7 protein-coding genes are annotated in these 20,864 nt (G+C 66.6%); 1 reads left to right on the forward strand and 6 read right to left on the reverse strand.

The window, feature by feature from the left end:
* Positions 1-90 precede the first annotated feature (90 nt).
* Entirely contained in the window at positions 91-972 is an 882-nt protein-coding gene (locus VYI76_RS12590; protein WP_326525147.1) for a MurR/RpiR family transcriptional regulator, read from the reverse strand.
* Between the two features lie 144 nt (positions 973-1,116).
* On the opposite strand from VYI76_RS12590, the gene iolG reads away from it, so the two are divergent.
* On the forward strand, positions 1,117-2,100 hold the full coding sequence (gene iolG / locus VYI76_RS12595) for an inositol 2-dehydrogenase (protein WP_326525148.1): 984 nt from the start codon (positions 1,117-1,119) through the stop codon (positions 2,098-2,100).
* A 78-nt stretch (positions 2,101-2,178) separates the two neighbouring features.
* On the opposite strand, the gene VYI76_RS12600 is transcribed toward iolG, so the two are convergent.
* From VYI76_RS12600 to VYI76_RS12620, 5 genes are all read right to left on the reverse strand, one after another.
* On the reverse strand, positions 2,179-4,737 hold the full coding sequence (locus VYI76_RS12600; RefSeq protein WP_326525149.1) for a TonB-dependent receptor: 2,559 nt from the start codon (positions 4,735-4,737) through the stop codon (positions 2,179-2,181).
* A 572-nt stretch (positions 4,738-5,309) separates the two neighbouring features.
* Entirely contained in the window at positions 5,310-6,644 is a 1,335-nt protein-coding gene (locus VYI76_RS12605; protein ID WP_326525150.1) for an Nramp family divalent metal transporter, read from the reverse strand.
* 79 nt (positions 6,645-6,723) lie between these two features.
* Positions 6,724-10,071 (reverse strand): amidohydrolase family protein, encoded by a 3,348-nt coding sequence (locus tag VYI76_RS12610; protein ID WP_326525151.1) that lies wholly within the window; start codon positions 10,069-10,071, stop codon positions 6,724-6,726.
* Between the two features lie 97 nt (positions 10,072-10,168).
* On the reverse strand, positions 10,169-10,312 hold the full coding sequence (locus tag VYI76_RS12615; RefSeq protein ID WP_326525152.1) for a hypothetical protein: 144 nt from the start codon (positions 10,310-10,312) through the stop codon (positions 10,169-10,171).
* Positions 10,313-10,338: 26 nt separating this feature from the next.
* Positions 10,339-20,832: a calcium-binding protein gene (locus tag VYI76_RS12620; protein WP_326525153.1), complete on the reverse strand. Its 10,494-nt coding sequence runs from the start codon at positions 20,830-20,832 to the stop codon at positions 10,339-10,341.
* Between the last annotated feature and the right edge of the window lie 32 nt (positions 20,833-20,864).

Here is a 20,864-nt window from a genome sequence, read left to right on the forward strand (position 1 = left end):
AGACCGCCCCCATTTGGTCTGTAACGTCTATTCCATCGCGTTCCAGTTTGCAACATACGTTTCAATAAATTCGTCGCGGGAACCGGCGTTTCATTTGGCGGTCGAGCGCCGCTTGCGACCGGTGACGTCGCGCGATGCCTCGAACGCGAAATTGATCGCCAACGCCTGCGCCAGGCACATCGAGGCGGAGAGCGAGCGGAACTTGTGGACCTCGGATTCGCGGACCTGCAGCACGATGTCCGCTGGCTGGGCGACCGGGCTGACCAGGCTGTCACTGATCGCCAGCACTTTGGAGCCACGCGCACGCGCCGCCTCGACCAGAGCGACCGTCTCCTCGGCATAGGGCTGATAGCTGACGGCGATCAGCAGGTCGTCGGGCGCCATGGTCTGCACCTGCCGCAGGGCGAGGCCCGCCACGCCATCGACGAACACCGTGCGCTTTTCCGCCTGCAGCAGCGAATAGGCGAGGTAGGATGCGACCGGAAACGAGCGACGGAAACCCGCGACATAGATGGTGTCGGCGTCGCGGATCGAATCGACCGCGGCGCGCATGTCCGATCCGCTCACCGTCTGGAGAAGGTTGTCGATCGCGAGTGTATTGCCCTCCACGAACTCGGCCAGCAGGTTGGCCGGATCCGCGCCGGTCGCGCTAGTCGTCTCGTCGAGTTGACGGACCCGTTCGGAATATCCCAGTGCGGCATTGTTGCTGAGCAGGCCGTCGCGGAACAGCTTCTGCATCTGGCTCGCGCCCTCGAACCCGAAGCTCTTGGCGAAGCGGACGATGGCGGACGGCTGCACGTCGCACCGTGCCGCGATGACCGCCAGCGTCTCCAGCGCGACATCGTTCGGCTCGTCGAGAACATAGCTGGCGATCTGCTTCAATCGCTTGCTGAGCGTGTCGTAGCGCCGGACGATTTCCGCGCGGAGCGCCTCGGCCGTCGTGGGGGCGGTGGAGGGCGGCGCATCGGCCATGCAGCAAAATCCTTCGTCTGATCGCCGAACGGAATATCTGTTCGATTTTTGGAACACAACTATCGCGCAACCCGCGCGCGGACGCTATGGAATATTTCGTCCAAAACTATGGAATATGGAAATTTCGATGTGGGGAGAGATATAATGTTCGATGTCGCACTGGTTGGGGCGGGCCGGATCGGCCGGATCCACGCCGCCAACGTCGCCGCCAATCCGCGCCTGCGGCTCGCCTATGTCGTCGATCCGATGGCCGATGCCGCCGCGGCGCTGGCTGCGGAGCATGGCGCGCAGGTATCGACTCTCGATCAGGCGCTGGCCGATCCGGCCGTGCGCGGCGTGATCGTCGCGAGTTCGACCGACACCCACCTCGATTTCAGCATGGCCGCCGCGCGTGCCGGCAAGGCGGTATTCTGCGAAAAGCCGCTCGACCAGGATCTGGCACGCGCGCGGGCGGCGGAACAGGATTTCGCCGCGCTGGGGGTACCGATGCTCCTCGCCTTCAACCGGCGGTTCGACGTCAATTTCGCGACGCTGCAGGCGCGGCTGGCGGGCGGCGAGATGGGAGCGCTGGAGACGCTGCACATCATCAGCCACGATCCCGCGCCGCCGCCGGTCGATTACGTCAAGGTATCGGGCGGCATCTTCAAGGACATGGTGATCCATGATTTCGACATGGCGCGCTGGCTGCTGGGTGAGGACGTGACCGAGGTGTTCGCCGCCAGCGCAGTGCTGATCGATCCCGCGATCGGTGCGGCGGGCGACGCCGACACCGCGAAGACGATCCTGCGCACCGCATCGGGCCGGCTGTGCGTCATCTCCAGCAGCCGGCGCAGCGGATACGGCTATGACCAGCGGATCGAGGCCTATTGCGCGAACGGCATGCTGCGCGCGCAGAACCAGCTGGAAAGCACGGTCGAGCGCTGGGGCGAGGGCGGGGCGTCGGCCGACCGTTTCCAGAACTTCTTCCTCGATCGCTACGCCGTCGCCTATGCGCGCGAGATCGCCCATTTCGCCGACGTGATCGACGGCGCCGCGCCGCTGATCGGCTATCGCGACGGGGTCGCGGCGTTGGCACTGGCCGAAGCGGCGGCGCAGTCGGCCCGCGACGGCGCGGTGGTGCGGCTCTGACGCAAAGAAAGGGGGACCGGAGCGCCGGTCCCCCCAGGAGGAGTTGATATCGGCGCCGCGGGGATCGCGGCGTCGGGATCAGTAGGTCAGGGTCAGGCCGACGCGGAACGAGCGGCCGTATTTCTCGCCTTCGCGGAAACGGTTCGGCGTGGCGAAGTAATAATAATCCTGCGCGTCGGTCAGGTTGTTGCCCTCGGCGAAGACCTCGACGAACTTCGCCGGTCGGTATCCGATCCGCGCGTCGATCGTGGTGATCTTGCCGAAATAGCTGTCCGACAGGCCGGTGGCGTCGGCCGAACTGAGCCCGCCGTCGGTGTCGAGATAGGCGGAGCGGTAGGACAGGGCGACGCGCGCGGAGATACCGTATTTCTCGTAGTAGAGCTGCCCGCTGGCGATCGTGTCGGCCTGGCCGACCAGCGGCGTCTTGATCGTGCGGCCAGGCACCTTCAGGTCCGAACTCGACAGCGTCAGGTTGGCGTTTATGCCGAACCCGTCGAGCGGCGAGGGCAAGAAGGTGAAGGGCTTCTGGATCGCGAACTCGACGCCCGTCAGCGAGCCTTCGTCGCCGTTGCCGAATGAGTTCACCGTCGCTCCGGTCAGCGCGACACCGCCGAACGTGCCCGACTGGTTGAGCGCCGACGTGGCGAAGATCGGGTTGGTCAGGCGCTTGTAGAATACGGCCACTGACAGGCCGCCTTCGCCCCGGAAATAATATTCGAGGCCGGCGTCGAGGTTCAGCGACTTCTGCGGCAGCAGATTGGGGTTGCCCAGCGATACGGTGTTCGCCCCGACATCTACCGTCACGGTCGGTGCCAGGTTGACGAAGGGCGGCCGGCCGATCGCCGTCGTCACCGCGGCGCGTGCCTGCAACTGCGGGCTGACCTGGTACTTCAGGTTCACGCCAGGGAACCAGTCGGTATATTCGTAGCGGCCGAAGGAATCGAAGGTGCTGTTGAGCGTCGTCACCCCGGCGCGATAGATGATCGCCGACGTGCGTCCCTCGGTCCGTTCCATGCGGACGCCCGGGATGATCGTCAGGCTGTCGGACTTGATAGTCGCCATGACATAGCCGGCGATGACCTTTTCCTTCACCCGATAGTCCGACGTGGTCGATTGCGAGATCTGGTCGTTGGCGTTGACCGTGAACTGCGTGGTGTTGGTGTTGTTCGCGAACACGAACGCCTGCGCCGAGGCGAGGCTGATCTTCGGTCCGAAGGTGTAGGCGCCGTCGAACGTCGTCGCGATGGTGTCGCCCAGGTCGTTGGCGATCGTCCGCGAGCCGGCGGTCGCGGAAACCGCGCTGAACGTGCGGCCGGTCTGATCCTGGAACCGGTCGCGGTTCAGATATTTCGCACCGATCTTGAACGAACTGCCGTCGCCCAGCCCGTCGAACGGGATCTTCACGTCGATGCGGAACTGATCGAGCGTCTCGTTGGCGTTGCGTGAAACCTGGCGATAGCTGTTCAGCCGGTAGTTGGCCGGGTTCAGCGCCGCCGCATTGGCGGTGAGCGAGGTCAGCAGCCGGTCACCGTTGACGAAGGTCGCGCCGATGCCGGTAGAGGCTGCCGCGCGATATTCCACCTCGTCGCGGATCGGGTCCTTCTTGTGCGACTTGGCGTGTGTGTACTCTGCCTTGAGCTCGACGGCGCCCAGCCGGAAATCGCCGCCGCCCGACAGGGTGGTGGTGTCGGTGATCTCCGACCGGCTGCGCAGCAGGCGTCGCGCCGTCGTTGCGCTGATCGTGCCGCCAGTCGCGCTCAACGCCGAATAGCCCGGCGGCAAGGTGGTGGTGTCGGCAATATTGTTGTCGCCGGGGAAGAACAGTCGCAGCCGTTGCCGCTGCTCGACGTCGGAGAATTGCGAGTAGAGGAAGCGGCCGTAGAGCTTCACGTCGTCGGACGGGCGGAAATCGAGATTGGCGACCGCGCCCTTGCGAGTGCGGATCGCGGGATCGTAGATGCGCTGGTCGAGCTCGACCGGCAGGTCGATGTTGTTGACCAGCTGGCGTCCGCCCGACAGCACGTTCTGCGAATAGGAAGGCCGGCGCGAATAATTGCCCGCGACGACCAGCCCGATCGACCGGTTCGCGCCGAACCGGCCACCGACCGAAGCATCGCCCTCGCGCGAGCGGGTGTCGGTATCATCGAAGAAGCCGACGACGCCGCGCGCGCTGCCGAACAGCGACCCTTTCTTGTCGAAGGCGGAAACGGTGTTGATATCGACCTGCCCGGCGATCGCGTTGGCATCGAGATCGGGCGTCAGCGTCTTGATGACGGTGACCGATCCGATCAGCCCGGACGGAATGTCGTCGAGCTTGACGTTGCGACTCTCGGGTTCGGGTGCCGAGGCGGTCTGGTTGTTGATCGTGACGTTGGCGAGGTTCGGCTCGATCCCGCGGATGATGAGGTAGCGGCCCTCGCCCTTGTCGGTCGCCACCGACACGCCGCTCAGGCGCCGCACGGCCTCCGCCACATTCTGGTCGGGCAGCTTGCCGACGTCGTTGGCGGAGACGACTTCACTGGTCACGTCCGAGTCGCGCTTTGCAAGAAGCGCCGCGAGATCCGACGCGCGCTGGCCGGTGACGACGACTTCCGGCGTGTCATCCTGTGCAGGCGCGGTCTGCGCGGCAGCGGGCATTGCGCTTGCGATAGCCACCGCGAGCAGGCTTGCGCCAACCATCGCGCGCTTGGCGTCCCCCCCGGAAAATCCGTTCATGCCTTCCTCCCCAAAGCGTCGTTCATGGATCGGCTGTGCTGCCGTTTGACGGTGCTATACGAACGAATATTCCATCATGCAACAGAAATAGAATTAATCTTGCATTTGAGGATGGCCGCCAGCGGGCGCGGGGGTGCGGTCCGCGCGAAACAGGTCTGCACATGCCAGTATTCAGGGAGGCCGTGCTTCGTCCGTCCGACGAACGGCGAATGACAGGCTAGGTGTTTGGTCCAACCGCCCTGAATGGGGCCTGTTCTCCGGCGGGAGCCCGAGCGGTGGCGATCACAGGCTCCGGTGGCCACGGTTCCGGCCTTGGCCGGAACACATCGGATGAACAATCTTCTGACCCTAGGGCCGATCGACATTCGGGCCATTTCGGCCGCGCAAGTGGCGGTTTCGCGCGCTTCCGGTGCTCACATACCGGACCTACGCTGCGCTCCGGGTCATGCAGAGTCACCCATTTCGGCTGCGTCTGGCCTGAATGTCGACCTGCCCTAGGTGAAGAAGGTCTGGTAGAGCAGCGTCACGTTCAGCGCGATGATGATCGTGCACACCGTCCAGGCCGTCCATTTTATCCAGCCGCCGTTGGCATGTGCCCCCATCTTCGCCCGGTCGGAGGTGAAGCGCACCAGGGGCACGATCGCGAAGGGCAGTTGGAGGCTGAGCACCACCTGGCTGGCGACCAGCAGTTGCGCCGTGCCGCTTTCGCCATAGATCATCGCGACGATCGCGGCGGGGACGATCGCGATCAGCCGGGTTATCATCCGCCGCAGCCACATCGGCAGGCGGATGTCGAGGAAACCCTCCATCACGATCTGCCCGGCGAGGGTGCCAGTGACGGTCGAGTTCTGGCCCGAGGCGAGCAGCGCGATGGCGAAGATCGTGCTCGCCGCACCGACCCCCAGCATCGGGGTGAGCAGGTGATAGGCGTCCTGGATTTCGGCGACGTCGGTGCGCCCGGCGGAATGGAACGTCGCCGCCGCCAGCACCAGGATCGATCCGTTGATGAACAGCGCGAAGAACAGCGCGACGGTCGAATCGATCGTCGCCATCTTCACCGCCTCGCGCTTGCCCGCTTCGCTGCGGTCGAACGCGCGGGTCTGGACGATCGAGGAATGAAGGTAGAGGTTGTGCGGCATCACCGTCGCGCCGAGGATGCCGATCGCGACATAGAGCATCATCGGGTTGGTGACGATTTCGCTCCGCGGGATCAGGCCGTCGGCGATCGCCGCGATGCTGGGCTGGGCATAGGCCAGCTCGATCCCGAAGCAGATCGAGATGATGACCAGCAGTGCAATGACGAACGCTTCCAGCTTGCGGAAGCCATAGCGTTGCAGCCCCAGGATCAGCAGCACGTCGAGCGCGGTGATCGCGATGCCCAGAACCAGCGGGATGCCGAACAGCAGTTGCAGCGCGATCGCCGTGCCGATCACCTCGGCCAGGTCGGTGGCGATGATCGCCAGTTCGCACAGCACCCACAGCAGGAAGTTGACCGGTCGCGAATAGTGCGCGCGGCACGCCTGGGCGAGGTCCATGCCCGCCACGATGCCCAGTTTCGCACATAGCGACTGGAGCAGCATCGCCATCAGGTTGCTGATGAGGATGACCGACAGGAGCGTGTAGCCGAACGCCGACCCGCCGGCGATGCCGGTGGCCCAGTTGCCCGGATCCATATAGCCGACCGCGACCAGATAACCCGGCCCCATGAACGCGCCCAGCCGGCGCCAGAACGGCAGGCCCAGGCCGGGCACGGGGACGCTGCGATGTACCTCCGCCAGGCTCGGCGTCGGCGGGCTCATCGTGTCGCTGGCCGATGGCGGTGGCGCCATGTTCCCCGTTCCCCGTCTATCGTGCCGGCGGCCATAGGTCCGGCCGGCGCATCGGGCAAATCCCGGCGCGCGCGCGCGGCTATTTCTCCCACCAATAGGGCAGACGCTTCGTCGTTCCCGTTTCCACCTCGTTCATCGTCGCGGCGTCGTAGAGGCGCCCGCCGAGCATCACGCGGCTGATCCTGTCCGAATTGCGGATGTCGGCGGTGGGATCGGCGTCGAGGATCACCAGATCGGCCAGCTTGCCCGGCTCGAGGCTGCCGATGTCCTTCGCCATGCCGAGCGACTGGGCCGACGCGATCGTGCCGGCCTTCAGCGCCTCGATCGGGGTCATGCCGCCGCGCACGAAGCTCCACAGCTCGAAATGCGATCCGATGCCGGCCTGCTGCCCGTGCGCGCCGATCGCGACCTTGACGCCGCGCTGCGCCAGTCGGCGCGCCTCGCGGGCGTTGGCGCCGTCGACGAAATCCTCCTCGGGCGCCTTGGTGACGCGGGTCAGCTTGGCGGCGAGGCGATCGGGCGGCGAGTGGCGGAGCAGCGGGTGCTTCCACACGTCGATCGCCTGGTCCCAATAGGGCTCACCGGCGAGGCCGCCGTAGGTGACGACCAGCGTCGGCGTGTAGCCGACCGTCGTCTGGCTGAAGAAGCTCAGCACGTCCTCATAGAATTTATCGAGCGGGATATTGTGTTCGAGCGTCGAATTGCCGTCGGCGATCAACGTCATGTCCATGCCGTAGAGCGAGCCGCCCTCGGCCACGACGAGCATGTTCTCGCGGCGTGAAGCCTCCACCACCTGCTGGCGCTGGTCGCGGCGCGGCTGGTTGTAGTTCTTGACCGAATGGCCGCCCTGCGCCTTCAGCCGGCGGACGTGGGCGAGCGCGTCGTCGAGGCTGTCGATCTGGGCGTAGACCCCCGCCGACTTGGCGCCATAGACGATCTCGCCGGTCGAGAAGGTTCGGGGAGCGAGCAGGGTGCCGGCCTGCTGGCGCTCGGCGGCAACGAAGATCTCGCTCGCGCGGCTCGACGGATCGTGGATCGTCGTGGTGCCCATCGCCAGGTTCTGGATCGCCGACCAATTCTGTTGCGGCACGATCTCGTCGTCGCCCTGCGGGCCATGGGCGTGGGCGTCGATGAGGCCGGGAATGATCGTCTTTCCGGCGACGTCGATCGTCCGCGTTCCCGCAGGAATCGGGGTGGAGCCGCGCGGGCCGACGGCGGCGATGCGATCGCCCGTAACGACGATCACGCCGTCGTCGATGATGCCGCCGGCATCGTTGGCCATCGTCACGATGCGCGCGCCGGTCAGCGCATAGCTGCCGCTTGGCTTGGCCGCGGCGACCGGCATCGACAGCGACACGCCCGACGCGGGCGGCACGAATTTCGCCGCGCCATCGTCCGCCGGGGCCGCGCGGAACATCGCCGCGCTGTCCGCCGAATAGAGCGTCGGGCCTAGCGACCAGTGGAGGCGCCTGCCGTCGTCCGACCAGTGGATGTAATTCGCGCCGCCGCCACTGGCGCGGGTGACGGGCAGCGCCTTGCCGTCCATGTCGGCGCCGGCATCCTGCACGCCGGGCATCAGCGGCATGACGAAGGCGGCGTAATTCTGGCGGAAGGCGACCGACTTGCCATCCGGCGCGACGACGAAATCATTGACCAGCTCGCCCGAGGCGTGGACGCGGCGGGCGTTGCCGTCGAGGTCCGACGAGACGAGCTGGCGCTTCCCGCCGCCACTGCCGATCATGAACAGGCGGTCGCTGACATCGGCGAACTGGGGCGAGGCCATGCCTTTCGCCACGCGAACAGGCGCGCCGCCGGTTGCGGCGACACGGTAGACGCCGGGGTTTTCCGACCAGTCGGGGGAGGTGACGCTGCCGCCCTCGCCCTTTTCGAACACGATCGTCCGTGCGTCCGGGGAAAATTGCGGATGGCGGTAATGGCCCGGTTCGGTCGTGACGTCACGCGCCACGCCGCCCGACGCGGCGACGGTGCGGATGCGGCCCAACCTCGCGTCGGTCCAGCCGACGAAGGCGATCGTGCGGCCGTCGCGCGACCAGCTGGGGAACAGCTCCAGGTCGGAGCCCTGCGCGTTGGTCAGCCGGCGCGGCGTGCCGCCCGCCAGCGGCTTCACCCACAAGCGGCCAAGCGTCTCGAACACCACCTGTCGCCCGTCTGGCGAGACGGCGGCGAAGCGGGGCATCTTCGTCTCGAATGTCGCCGGCGCGACCGGAATCTGCGGGTGGGGCGAGGCGATGGCGCCGCGCGTGTCGCTCACGCGGAACGGGATCACCGCCGCGCCCGATCCGTCGGCGCCTACCCGCCGGATCTTGCCGCCGGCCCAGAACACGATCGTCTTGCTGTCGGGCGTCCATGCCATGTTGGGATAGACGCCGTGGACCGCCCAGGTCTCCTGCAGATCCTGGTCGAGCTGGTCGTAGATCTTGCGCTCGATGCCCGAGGCGAGGTCTTTCACGTAGAGCTTCGATTTCGCCCGCTCGCGCCGGACGAAGGCGATCGACTTGCCGTCGGGCGAGGGCGTGGGACGCACCGATCCCCCGACGCCCGATACTGCGGTCGAGGTCTCGCCGGTCGCGAGGTCATAGCGGTCGATGTTGAACAGGTCGGCGTTCGAATTCTGGGCATATTCGAAGATCGGGCCGGACGTGATGTTGCGCGTGAAGTAGATCGACTTTCCGTCGGGCGCGTAGACGGGCTCGCCCAGCTCCTTCTGATGCTGTTCGTTGGGTCGCTTGACGAGCTGGACGCCGGTGCCGCCCGAGACGTGGTAGAGCCAGATTTCGCCGGTGCCGGCCGAACGCCCGGTGGTGAAATGCTTCTTGGCGGCGATGAAGCGGCCATCGGGCGACCACGCCGGCTGGTTGAGCAGGCGGAAGGTCTCCTTCGTCACCTGGCGCTTGTCGCCGCCGTCCAGGTTCATCACCCAGATATTGTCGCCGCCGCCGCGATCGGAGGTGAAGGCGATGCGCCGCCCGTCGGGCGAGAAGCGCGGATGCGCCTCCCACGCCAGCCCCTCGGCGACGCGGGTCGGCGTGCCCCCGGTGATCGGCATCGTGTAGATGTCGCCGAGCAGGGTGAAGGCGATCGTCCGTCCGTCGGGGGACACGTCGAGATCCATCCAGCTGCCTTCGTCGACGTTGATCGGCACCTGGCGGATGGTCGCGCCGGGAGGTGCGTTGACGTCCCACTTCGCCGGTTTTGCGGGCACGGGAGACGCCGCGGGCTGGGGCTGGGCAGCGGCGTTCGACGGGGCGGGCGAGGGCAGGGGCTGCGGCTGGGGCAGCGGATCGGCTGCCCTGTCCTCGGGCGCGCGGGTCTGCTCGACCGGCTTGTCCCGCGGCGTCGGCACCTGGGCGGAGGCCGCGCCGAGCACGAACAGGGTGGCGAGGACGGTGGCGACGCTATGCTTCATGAAAGGCCCCTCTTGCTATCCGAGGAGCTTAGGTGCCGGCCCGCGGTATCGCAATCGGACGACAGCGATGTGCCGCGGGCGCGGGCCGAAATGCGTGTCAGGAACCGGTGAACGGCCCGTCATCCGCACCGCCGAAGCCGTTCTCCGCGGCCCCCGCGGCCAGCTTGCGGACATCGGGCGCCCGCCACGGACGGCGCGAGGGACGGGTGTCGGCGCGGGGATCGGACGGCGGCTTGGACATGGCTTTTCTCCCTGGTTGCGAAAGTGTCAGAGGACGAAGTCGGCGGCCGTCCAGATGTGATCGGCAGGCGCTGCGACCCCGATGACGATGTCGGCGACGCTATCGCCGTCGATGTCGCCCTCGACGATCCAGATGCCGCCCGCGTAGCTGGCGCGCAGTTGGCCGATGCCGGAGAAGGCGGCACTGCCGATGAACTCGAATGCGCCGTCGGGGCGGCCGGAGACGATGAACGACAGGTCGATCCGGTCGCCGGCTGTGAAATCGGCGATCGTGTCGCGTGCAGTGGCGGTGGACTCGCCGACCGCGCGGTAGAGGAAAATGTCGTTTCCAGCCCCGCCGCGCAGCACGTCTGCGCCGAGTCCGCCAAAGATCGTGTCGTTGCCGGCACCGCCGGTCAGCACGTCGTCGCCCGCGCCCGAGATGATCCGGAAATAGCTGGCAAGCTCGGCTGATCCGTCGAAATCGAGCGTCTCGTTCGCCCGCAGCCGCGCGCCGTTGATCGTCATCTGCGTGCCGTCGGCGACGTTGCCGTCCATCAGCGTCAGCCTGTAGCCGGCCGGCGTCGCGAGCGGCCCCCAGCGGGTCTCGACCGAGGAAAGCAGCGCGATCGTCTCGACGTCGACGAAGGTGCCCGCCGCGAAGACGACGCCGGCCGAATAGTCGCCGCGCAGGCCGACCTGATCGTCGCCCCCGCCGCCGTTCACCTTGTCGCCGGCGCCCCAGCGGCCGTCCGGTCCGAAGTAGAAGGCGTCTGCGAGCGACCCGCCCTTCACGTCGTCGATGCCCTTGCCGAGGTAGAACAGCAATTGACCATCGATTTCGGCGCTGCCGTCGAAGGTCAGTTTCTCGCCCGCGAGCAGGCGGGAGGCGTTGATCGTCAGCAGCCCGCCGGCGGGCACGTTGGCATCGACGATCTTCAGGTCGTAGCCGTAGAGGTTGGTCCCGCTGTCGCCGAAGCTGGTTGTCGAACCGGAGATCAGCGCGAGCGTCTCGATCCCGAGCAGGTTGGTCGCGCTGAAGGTGTAGCGGTAGTTGCCCTGCAGGCCGACCTGGTCGTCCGTGCCGCCCTGGCCGCGCGCGACGTCGCCCGTGCTGAGCTGGGCGCCGAAGTAGAAGGCATCGCTGTCGCTGGTGCCGGTGACGTCGTCCTCGCCGCCCTGGCTGACATCGACGATGCCGGGACCGACGACCACGATGACGTCGTTCCCGATCGTGCCGGGCCGCATCGCGCTGGCGTTGCCGGCGATCGCCTCGGCCATCGAGACGCTGCCGGCGCCGATCACCTCGACCCGCTCGACCGAGGTGAGGTAGGCGACGGCGTTGGCCGGATCGCGCAGATCCGTCATCCGCACGCGCCCGTCGCCGAGCTGGACGAATTCCCAGTTGGCGAGCGCGCCGTCGATCACCACGGTGTCGGTGCCGCCGTCGCCGAACAGCTGGTCGGCCGTGCCCTTTCCGGCAATCAGGAAGTCGTTGCCGTTGCCGCCGTAGAGGGTGTCGTTGCCCGCGCCGCCGTTCAGCGTGTCGCCGAACTGGGTGCCCGAGATGACGTTGTCGAGGATATTGCCGGTCAGCTTCTGGCCGAACAGATCGCTGGTGCCGGTCAGCGTCTCGACATTGGCGGCGAGCGTATAGACGCCGAGCGCGGTGCGGACCTCGTCGATGCCCGCGTTCGCTGCCTCGTCCACCCAGTCGCCCAGCGAATCGACGATGTAGACGTCGTCGCCCAGTCCACCATGCAACCTGTCGTCGCCGGTGCCGCCGTCGAGATAATCGTTGCCCCCGTTGGCATAGATCTCGTCGTTGCCGCCATTGAGGACGATATAATCGTCGCCATCGCCGGTCCTGAGGCCGTCGTCGGCGTTGCCGGTCGTGATGACGAACTTCTCGATGTTCTTGAAGCTGACGAACAGGCTGGTGCTGCCGTTGTAATAGCTGCCGCTGAACCCGCCCGTCGGGTCGGGATTGGCGCCGTCGTAATTCGAAACCCAGACGTTGTGCTCGCTCCAGTCGATCACCAGCGTGTCGATGCCGTCACCGCCCTCGATCCGGTCGCTGCCGTTGTAGACGGTGACGATGTCGTCGCCGGCGCCCATCTTGAACAGGTCGTTGAGCGCCAGCTTGCCGCTGACGATGGTGTCGTTGCCGCTGCCGGTGACGAAGGTGCCGACGGTTTCGAAATTGGTGATGCTGCGCCCGACGCCGTCGCTGTAGGTGTTGGTCACCATGTTCCAGGTGATCGCGGTGGTGTCGGTCGCGTAATTGGCGGAGATCCGGTCGGTGCCGGTCCCGCCGTCGGCGCGATCGACGCCCGATCCGACGTTGACGACGTCGTCGCCGCCGCCGAGATCGACGATGTCGTTGCCGTCTGCGGTGGTGATGTCGTCGGCACCGCTGCCCGTCTTGATCTCGAAGTTCTCGATCGAGGTGTAGACGACGGCGCCGCCGCCCGACGGCGTGTCGTAATAGCCGTTCCAACCGCCCAGCGTCGTATTCGCGGCCGGCGCGGTGTAGGTGCGCTTGTAATTGCCGTTGGCGCTCCAGTCGATCACCAGCGTGTCATTGCCCGCGCCGCCGTTGACGGTGTCGACGCCCTCGAACACGGTGATGCGGTCGTCGCCCGCGCCGGTGTTGATCGTTTCGTTGGCGCTGGTCGCCGTGGTGACGATCACGTCGTTGCCGCTGCCGGTGGTAAGTGTGCCGAAATATTCGAAGTTGCTGAAGGCGCGCTTGTCGTTGGCGACGCCGTCGGCGCCTTCGCTGTAGGTGTTGGCGGTCAGGTTCCAGTTGATCGCCAGCGTTTCGCTCGCGTAGTTCGCGCTGATTCCGTCGCGGTCCGCGCCGCCGTCGGCGCGGTCGAAGCCCGATCCGACATTCACGAAGTCGTCGCCGCCGTTCAGGATGACGATGTCGTCGCCGTCGGCGGTCGTGATGTCGTCGCCGCCGTTGCCGGTGGTGATCTCGAACCGCTCGATCGAGGTGTAGGTGACGGCGCCGCCGCCCGAAGGCGTATCGAACGCGCCGTTCCAGCCGCCGAGCGAGCCGTTCGGCGCGGGTGCGCTGTAGGTGCGCTTGTAATTGCCGTTGGCGCTCCAGTCGATCACCAGCGTATCGAGACCGCTGCCGCCGTTGACGACGTCGCTACCTGCGAACACCGTGATGCGGTCGTCGCCCGCGCCGGTATTAATGATTTCGCCGGCATCGACGGTCGTGGTTACGATGACGTCGTTGCCGCTGCCTGTGGTCAGCGTGCCGAAATATTCGAAGTTGCTGAAGGCGCGTTGGTCGTTCGCCGTGCCATCGGTGCCTTCGCTGTAGGTGTTGGCGGTCAGATCCCAGTTGATCGCCAGCGTTTCGGTGCCGTAGTCGGCGGTGATGCCGTCGATATCGGCGCCGCCGTCGGCGCGATCGAAGCCCGATCCGACATTCACGAAGTCGTTGCCGCCGTTCAGGTTGACGATGTCGTCGCCGTCGGCGGTCGTGATGTCGTCACCGCCGTTGCCGGTGGTGATCTCGAACCGCTCGATCGAGGTGTAGCTGACGCTTCCGCCGCCCGACGGCGTGTCGTAATGGCCGTTCCAGCCGCCCAGCGACGCATTCGCGACCGGAGCGGTGTAGGTGCGCTTGCCGTTGTTGTTGGCGCTCCAGTCGATCACCAGCGTGTCGAGCCCTGCGCCCGCGTTGACGGTGTCGCCGCCCTCGAACACCGTGATGCGATCGTCGCCCAGGCCGGTGTTGATCGTCTCGTTGTTGGCCCCGGTCTTGGTTACGATGACGTCGTTGCCGCTGCCGGTGGTCAACGTGCCGAAATATTCGAAATTGCTGAAGGCGCGTGTGTCGTTGGCGACACCGTCGGCGCCTTCGCTGTAGGTGTTGGCGGTCAGGTCCCAGTGGATCGCCAGCGTATCACTGCCGTAGTTCGCGCTGATCCCGTCGCGGCCGGCGCCGCCGTCGGCGCGATCCAGGCCCGATCCGATATTCACGAAATCGTCGCCGCCGTTCAGGATGACGATGTCGTCGCCGTCGGCGGTCGTGATGTCGTCGCCGCCGTTGCCGGTGGTGATCTCGAACCGCTCGATCGACGTGTAGTAGACACTGCCGCCGCCCGAAGGCGTGTCGTAATGGCCGTTCCAGCCGCCCAGCGTCGTATTCGCGGCCGGCGCGCTGTAGGTGCGCTTGTAATTGCCGTTGGCGCTCCAGTCGATCACCAGCGTGTCGAGACCGCTGCCGGCGTGGACGACATCGCCACCCTCGAACACGGTGATGCGGTCGTCGCCCGATCCGGTGTTGATCGTTTCGTTCGCGTCGGTGGCGAGCGTGACGATAACGTCGTTGCCGCTGCCGGTGGTGAGTGTACCGAAATATTCGAAATTGCTGAAGGCGCGCTTGTCGTTCGCGGTGCCGTCATCGCCTTCGCTATAGGTGTTGGCGGTCAGATCCCAGTGGATCGCCAGCGTCTCCGCGCCGTAATTGGCGGTGATGCCATCGCGGCCGGCGCCGCCGTCGGCGCGATCCAGGCCCGATCCGATGTTCACGAAATCGTTGCCGGCGTTCAGGTTGACGATGTCGTTGCCGTCGGAGGTGACGATATCGTCGGATCCGCTGCCGGTCGTGATCTCGAACCGCTCGATCGAGGTGTAAGCGACGCTCGGGCCGCCCGACGGCGAGTCGTAATAGCCGTTATAGCCTCCCAGTGTCGGATTCGCGGCCGGCACGTCGTACGTCCGCACGCCATTTACGGCCGCACCCCATTCGATGATCAGCGTGTCGAGGCCGCTGCCCCCGTGAATGACATCGCCGCCGCCCGTGCCGGTGCTCAGGAAATCGTCGCCGCCTTCGCCGCTTGTGATGCTGCCATGGGCATTGCCGACCAGCCGGTTGCCGAGTTCGTTGCCGACCAGGTCGACGCGGCGGACGTCGTCGGTCAGCTCGACGTTCTCGATCTGGACGAGATCGCTGCGATTGAGATCGTAGGTGTGGACCGTCGGATTGTTGAACGGCCCATTGTAGATCGCCGCCGTCGCCAGCATGATCGTGTCGTTGCCGCCGCCATCGACCTCGCCCGCCGCGGCGATGCCGCTGCGGAAGGCGGCGACCGTGCCGATGCGGTCACCCAGTTGATCGAAATAATAGGTGTCGTTGCCGGCATAGCCCCAGAAGGTGTCGGCGCCGAACAGACCGTTCAGCACGTTGTCGCCGGCATTGCCGATCAGCAGGTTGTTGCTGCCGTTGCCGGTGCCGACGGTAGCGGTGCCGAGCAGTTGAAGGTCCTCGATGTCGCCGCCCAGCGTGTAGTTGACGCTGGATTTGACGATATCGTAGCCACCGTCGTCGATGACGGTGTCGTCGGTTGGCTGGGTCGGGTTGCCGCTGAAATTGTCGATGAAGTAGATGTCGTCGCCCAGGCCGCCGCGCAGCGTGTCGGCGCCGCCATTGCCGTCGATCACGTCGTTGCCGCCGAGCCCCTCGATGACGTTCGCGCCGTCGTCGCCGGTCAGCGTGTCGCCATAGGCGGAGCCGCGCAGATTCTCGAAGCCGGCCAGCAGATCGAGCGCGCCCGAAGCGTCGGTCGCCTGGTTGAAGCGCAGGTTGGCGGTAACGCCCCCGCCATCCTCCTCATAGGATACCCAGTCGCCGCTGCCGCCCTCACCGGCGAGCCGGTCGGCCCCGGCGCCGCCCATCACCGTGTCGTTGCCACCGCCGCCGACGACGATGTCCTCGCCGTCGCCGCCGCGCAGGATATCGTCACCGCCCAGGCCGACCAGCGAATCGTCGCCGCCTTCGCCCCACAGCTTCGATCCGGCTTCGGACGCGACCAGCCAGTCGTCGTGTGTCGTGCCCCTGGCATCCTCGACCGTCGACAGGCCGCCCGACTGTACGAAGCTGTCGATGGTGCCGTATCCGTCGCGCGCGGTGAAGGCGGCGACCGTCTCGCCGCCGAGCAGGCGGCCGGTGCCGCTCAGGTTGACGCGCACGCCCCCCGGCGCGCCCGCGTAGAGGATGACGTCGCGATCGGCACCGCCGTCGAAACTGTCGTCGCCCGCGCTGCCGAGCAGGGTGTCGTTGCCGGCGCCGCCGTCATGGCTGTCGGTGCCGTCGCCGCCGAACAGCACGTCGTCATTGTCGCCGCCGAACAACTGGTCGTCGCCCGCACCGCCGAGCAGCGCGTCCTCGCCGTCGCCGCCGTACAGCAGATCGTCGCCCTGGTCGCCCGACAGCGTATCGTCGCTGCCCTCGCCGTGCAGGATGTCGTTGCCGGTGCCGCCGTGCAGCAGGTCGCCGCCATCGCCGCCATGGATCAGGTCGGCGTCGGCGCCGCCGTCGATCACGTCGTCGCCGGCGCCGCCGCGCAGGATGTCGTTGCCACTATCGCCATAGATCAGGTCGGCGTCGCCCTCGCCGTCGATCGTGTCGTTGCCGACGCCGCCCCAGATGCGGTCGATGCCGCCCGCGCCATACAGCGTGTCGTCGCCGATGCCGCCGCGGATTTCCTCCAGCGCGGTCGGTACGACCAGGTTGAGCGTCGCGCCGGTCACGCTGAAGTTGCCGTCACCGCCGCTCGCGTGACGGATGGTGACGCGGTTGGCGCCCGGCGTCAGCAGCGTGGGATCGATCACCAGCGCGGTGGTGCTGGTGGTGCCCGACGAGAGATAGCCGACCAGCGCGCCGTTCAGCCACACCTCGTTGCGCTCGCCCGGCGTGCCGATGCCGGGTGCGTTCACCCCGGTCGCCGCGATCGTCAGCGTCGCGTAGAGGATGGCGGGCGTGCCGGCGAGGTTCAGGTCGAATTCGACCGGGTTCGCCGCCGTCCAGTTGCCGGTGACGCCGATATCGCCGTCGGGGCTGCCGGTGCCGGCGTTGTTCTGGTTGTCCGCCGTCAGCGTGACGGTGAGCGTGGTGGTGACGCCCGAATTGTTGCTGCCCCGGATCGTGTCGTTGTAGTCCGAACCCTCATAGCCCTCGATCGACGAGAAGCTGTCGCCCTGCGCATGGCCGCTGGCGGTGCCGGCCACGCGATCGAGGGTGATCGCGCCCGGCGCGTCGCGGTAGCTGGCATAGTCGAAGCCCGCACCGCCGCTCAGCGTATCGTCGCCCGCGCCGCCATAGAGGATGTCGTCGTCGTCGCCGCCGTTCAGCGTGTCGTTGCCGTCGCCGCCGCGCAGGATATCGCGGCCGGCATCGCCGTTCAGCGTGTCGTTCCCCAGGCCGCCCGTCAGCGTGTCGTCGCCGCCCGCGCCTGACAGCGTATCGTTGCCGTCATTGCCCTCGATCAGGTTGGCGAGGCCGTCGCCGGTGATCGTGTCGTTGTGTGCCGAGCCATAGACGTTCTCGATCCCCGAGAAACTGTCGCCCGCCGCCTCGCCGCCGGTGCCGCCGGTTGCCAGATTGAGCGCGACGCCGGCGGTGGCGAATTCATAGCTGGCGGTATCGATCCCGTCGCCGCCGATCAGCGTGTCGCTGTCTAGGCCCCCGATCAGCCAGTCGCCGTCGCCGCCGCCGTCCAGCGTGTCGTTCCCTTCGTTGCCGACGAACACCTGGCGGCCCGCGCCCCCGGTCATCGTGTCGGCATAGGTCGATCCTTCGACCTGCTCGATGCCGGCGATCGTGTCGTTGATCGCGTTCTGGCCGGTGCCGCCGGTCGCGGTGCCCGCCGTGCCGGTCATCGTCACGGTGATCGCGGCCGGCGCGTTGCGATAGTTGACGATGTCCCAGCCGTCGCCGCCGTCGATCGTGTTGCTGCCGCTGCCCCCGGCCAGCAGGTCGCCGCCGCCGCCGCCGATCAGCGTGTCGTTGCCGGCCATGCCGGAAAACACGTCGCGCCCGTTCGTGCCGGTGAAGCTGTCGTCGAACCTCGATCCCTCGAACGCCTCGATCGAATCGAACAGGTCGCCCGCCGCGTCGCCGCCGTGGACGCCGGTCGCCAGGTTGACGGTGACGGCGGCCGCCGCGTTGGCATAGGTCGCGACGTCGTCGCCAGCGCCGCCGTACAGCTCGTCGGCGCCAGCGCCGCCTTCCAGATAGTCGTTGCCGTCGCCGCCGTGGAGCTTGTCCTGCCCGCCCTGGCCGCGGACGATGTCGTTGCCCTCGTCGCCCGACAGATTGTCATTGCCGCCACCGCCGACGAGATAGTCCGATCCGATGCCGCCGGTCAGCCGCGCGTCGAGCGTGACGCCGCGATCGAGGATCAGGTCGTCGTCGCCCGCGCCGCCATCGCCCTGGATGCTGGTCGCGCCGCTGTGCACCCAGTCCTTGTTGAACGCGCTGACGACCAGCCGGCCGTCGCCCAGTTGCGACACCTCATAGGCCTCGGGACCGTCGGTGGTGTTCGCAATCTGGCGCAGCCCGGCATTCTGGCCGGTGTGCAGCCATAGCGATCCGCCCGATACGCTGGCGAGTGCGGGATCGGGTTCGTTGGCGGCGTTCGCGCCCTGTTTTCCGCCGAAGGTGACGAGGGTGAGCCGGTCGCTGTTCCAGTTCACCCAATAGATCGGGCCCGAATAGACATAGGCGCGGAAGCCGGCGGAGATGCGGCCCGACACGTCGAAGATCGCGAAGGGGTTTGCGGGGAAGCCCGGCGCACCGATCAACTCGTCGATGTACAGCTTGCCATCGGCGCCGGTCAGCGCGTCGTTGAGGTTCAGGAACACCTCGCCCATCAGGCTGCCGCCGCCGCCCGCGCCGATCACGCCGGCGTTGAAATCGAGCGCCAGTTCGAGCGCGGCGCGGATCGTGATCTCCGGCTTGTCGATGCCGCCCGATCGCTGATCGTCGAAATAGAAGCCGTTGAAGATCGCGGTGGGATCGGTGAAGCCGCCGTCCATATACTGGCGCAGGCCGCGGGTGTCGTAGCCTGCCGCCAGATCGATGAGGATCTGGGCGGCCGCGTTCAGCTTCACCGCGACGATCGGCACGGGCCAGATCGGCACGGTCAGCACGTTGACCGGGTTGCTCAGCGCACCCGACTGGGTCAGCCCCAGCGCGATGTTGATCGCCGGCAAGTCGAGCTTGAACAGGTCGATGTTCTTGCCCAGCAGCAGGTCGATCACGCTGGCCGGGTTCTCGAGCAGCGGGAAGCGCAGCAGCGGATCGCCGACCAGCTCGATCAGAAGCTGCTTGCCGGTGGCGCCGGGCGAGATCGCGCCCTGGTGGGTCGCCATGAAGGACGCCTGCGCCGCCGAGCTGAGGCTGTCGATGAAGTTGGCGATGCCCGGCGACGCGTTCTGGAAGCTGCCCCCTCCGGTGCCGAGCGTCGACAATGCCGTGACCGCGCCCTGCACATCGGTCAGCACACCCTGCCAGTTGCCGATCGGATAGCCTTCGTTGGAGAAGGTGCGGCCGGTGAAGTAATTGGCGAAATCGACCACGCGCGCGAGCGTGTCGATGATCCCTTCCAGCCCCGCGAGGTCGATGTCCTGGTTGAGAAAGTCGGCGGTGATCTGGAGGAAATCCAGCATCGTCACCTTGCCGTCGTCCGTGACGTCGAGCGCATCGACCATCGACGGCAGCAGCAGGCCCGACACGTCGGTGCGGAAGATCGCCAGCGCCTCGTTGATCGGCTTCAGATAGGGGGTCAGCTGCGCCAGGATCGGGGTGACGTAATTTTCGACAAAGGTGCCGAAGCCATATTCGACGTTGGTGAAGCTGACGCCTGCCGTGCTCCAGCTGTTGGTGCCCGAACCGTTGAGGATCGCCTGGTTGAAATCCCAGTCTACGTGGAAGTCGGCGTTGATGTGCGGCAGCGCCGCATCGCCCATGTCGGCGGCCAGGTGCAGGTCGAGATCGACGGTGCCGGTCGCGCGGAAATCGATGATGTCGGCGCTGAAGCTGCGCAGCACGCCTGTCTGGTTCCACGACGTGCCGATGCTGAAGCTGAGCGTGTCGGCGTCGGTGGCGGGATCATTGTCCTGGATATTGGTGACGGCGAAGCGCATCGGCCCCAGATTGCCGCTGACGCCCAACCCGTTGAGGTCTACCTTTGCGCCTAGCGACAAATTGGTGCCTGCGGTGTCGAGCCAGAAGCCGATGCCGTCGATACCCAGCCGGAAATCGAGGTCGAAACTGAGCGCGGCGTTGGCCTGGCCCGACAGGTTCAGGCCCAGCCCGCTCATTCCCAGATCGGCGAGGGTGAAGGGCAGGTTCAGCGTGCGCCCTGTATCGATGGTGATGATGATGTTGCCGGCATTGTCGACGCTGGCGAGCGCGGTGCCGATATGGCCATAGGTCTGGTTGAGCGAGGTCAGCGCCTGCTGGAGCTGCTGGTTCAGGCGGCTGGCGACGGCGGCGGTGTCGAGCGAGGCCAAATCCTCGGCGATGGCGACCGCGTTGACCGCGTCCTTGAGCGATGTCTGCAGCCGGACCAGCGTCTCCAGCACCTGCGCGTTGGTCGAAAGCGTGTCGCCGATGATCGGCAGTTTCTCGGCAAAGGCCTCCAGCTTGATGAGCTGGTCGATCCGCGCGAGCGCGGTTTCGATGCCCGACTTCAGATTATCCAGCTTCGCCTTGGTAACTTCGCCCGCCATGGTCGCCCCCGAAAGAAAGACTTTCGTTATTC

It is taken from the genome of Sphingomonas sp., assembly GCF_035910975.1.
Classification (GTDB): Bacteria; Pseudomonadota; Alphaproteobacteria; order Sphingomonadales; family Sphingomonadaceae; genus Sphingomonas.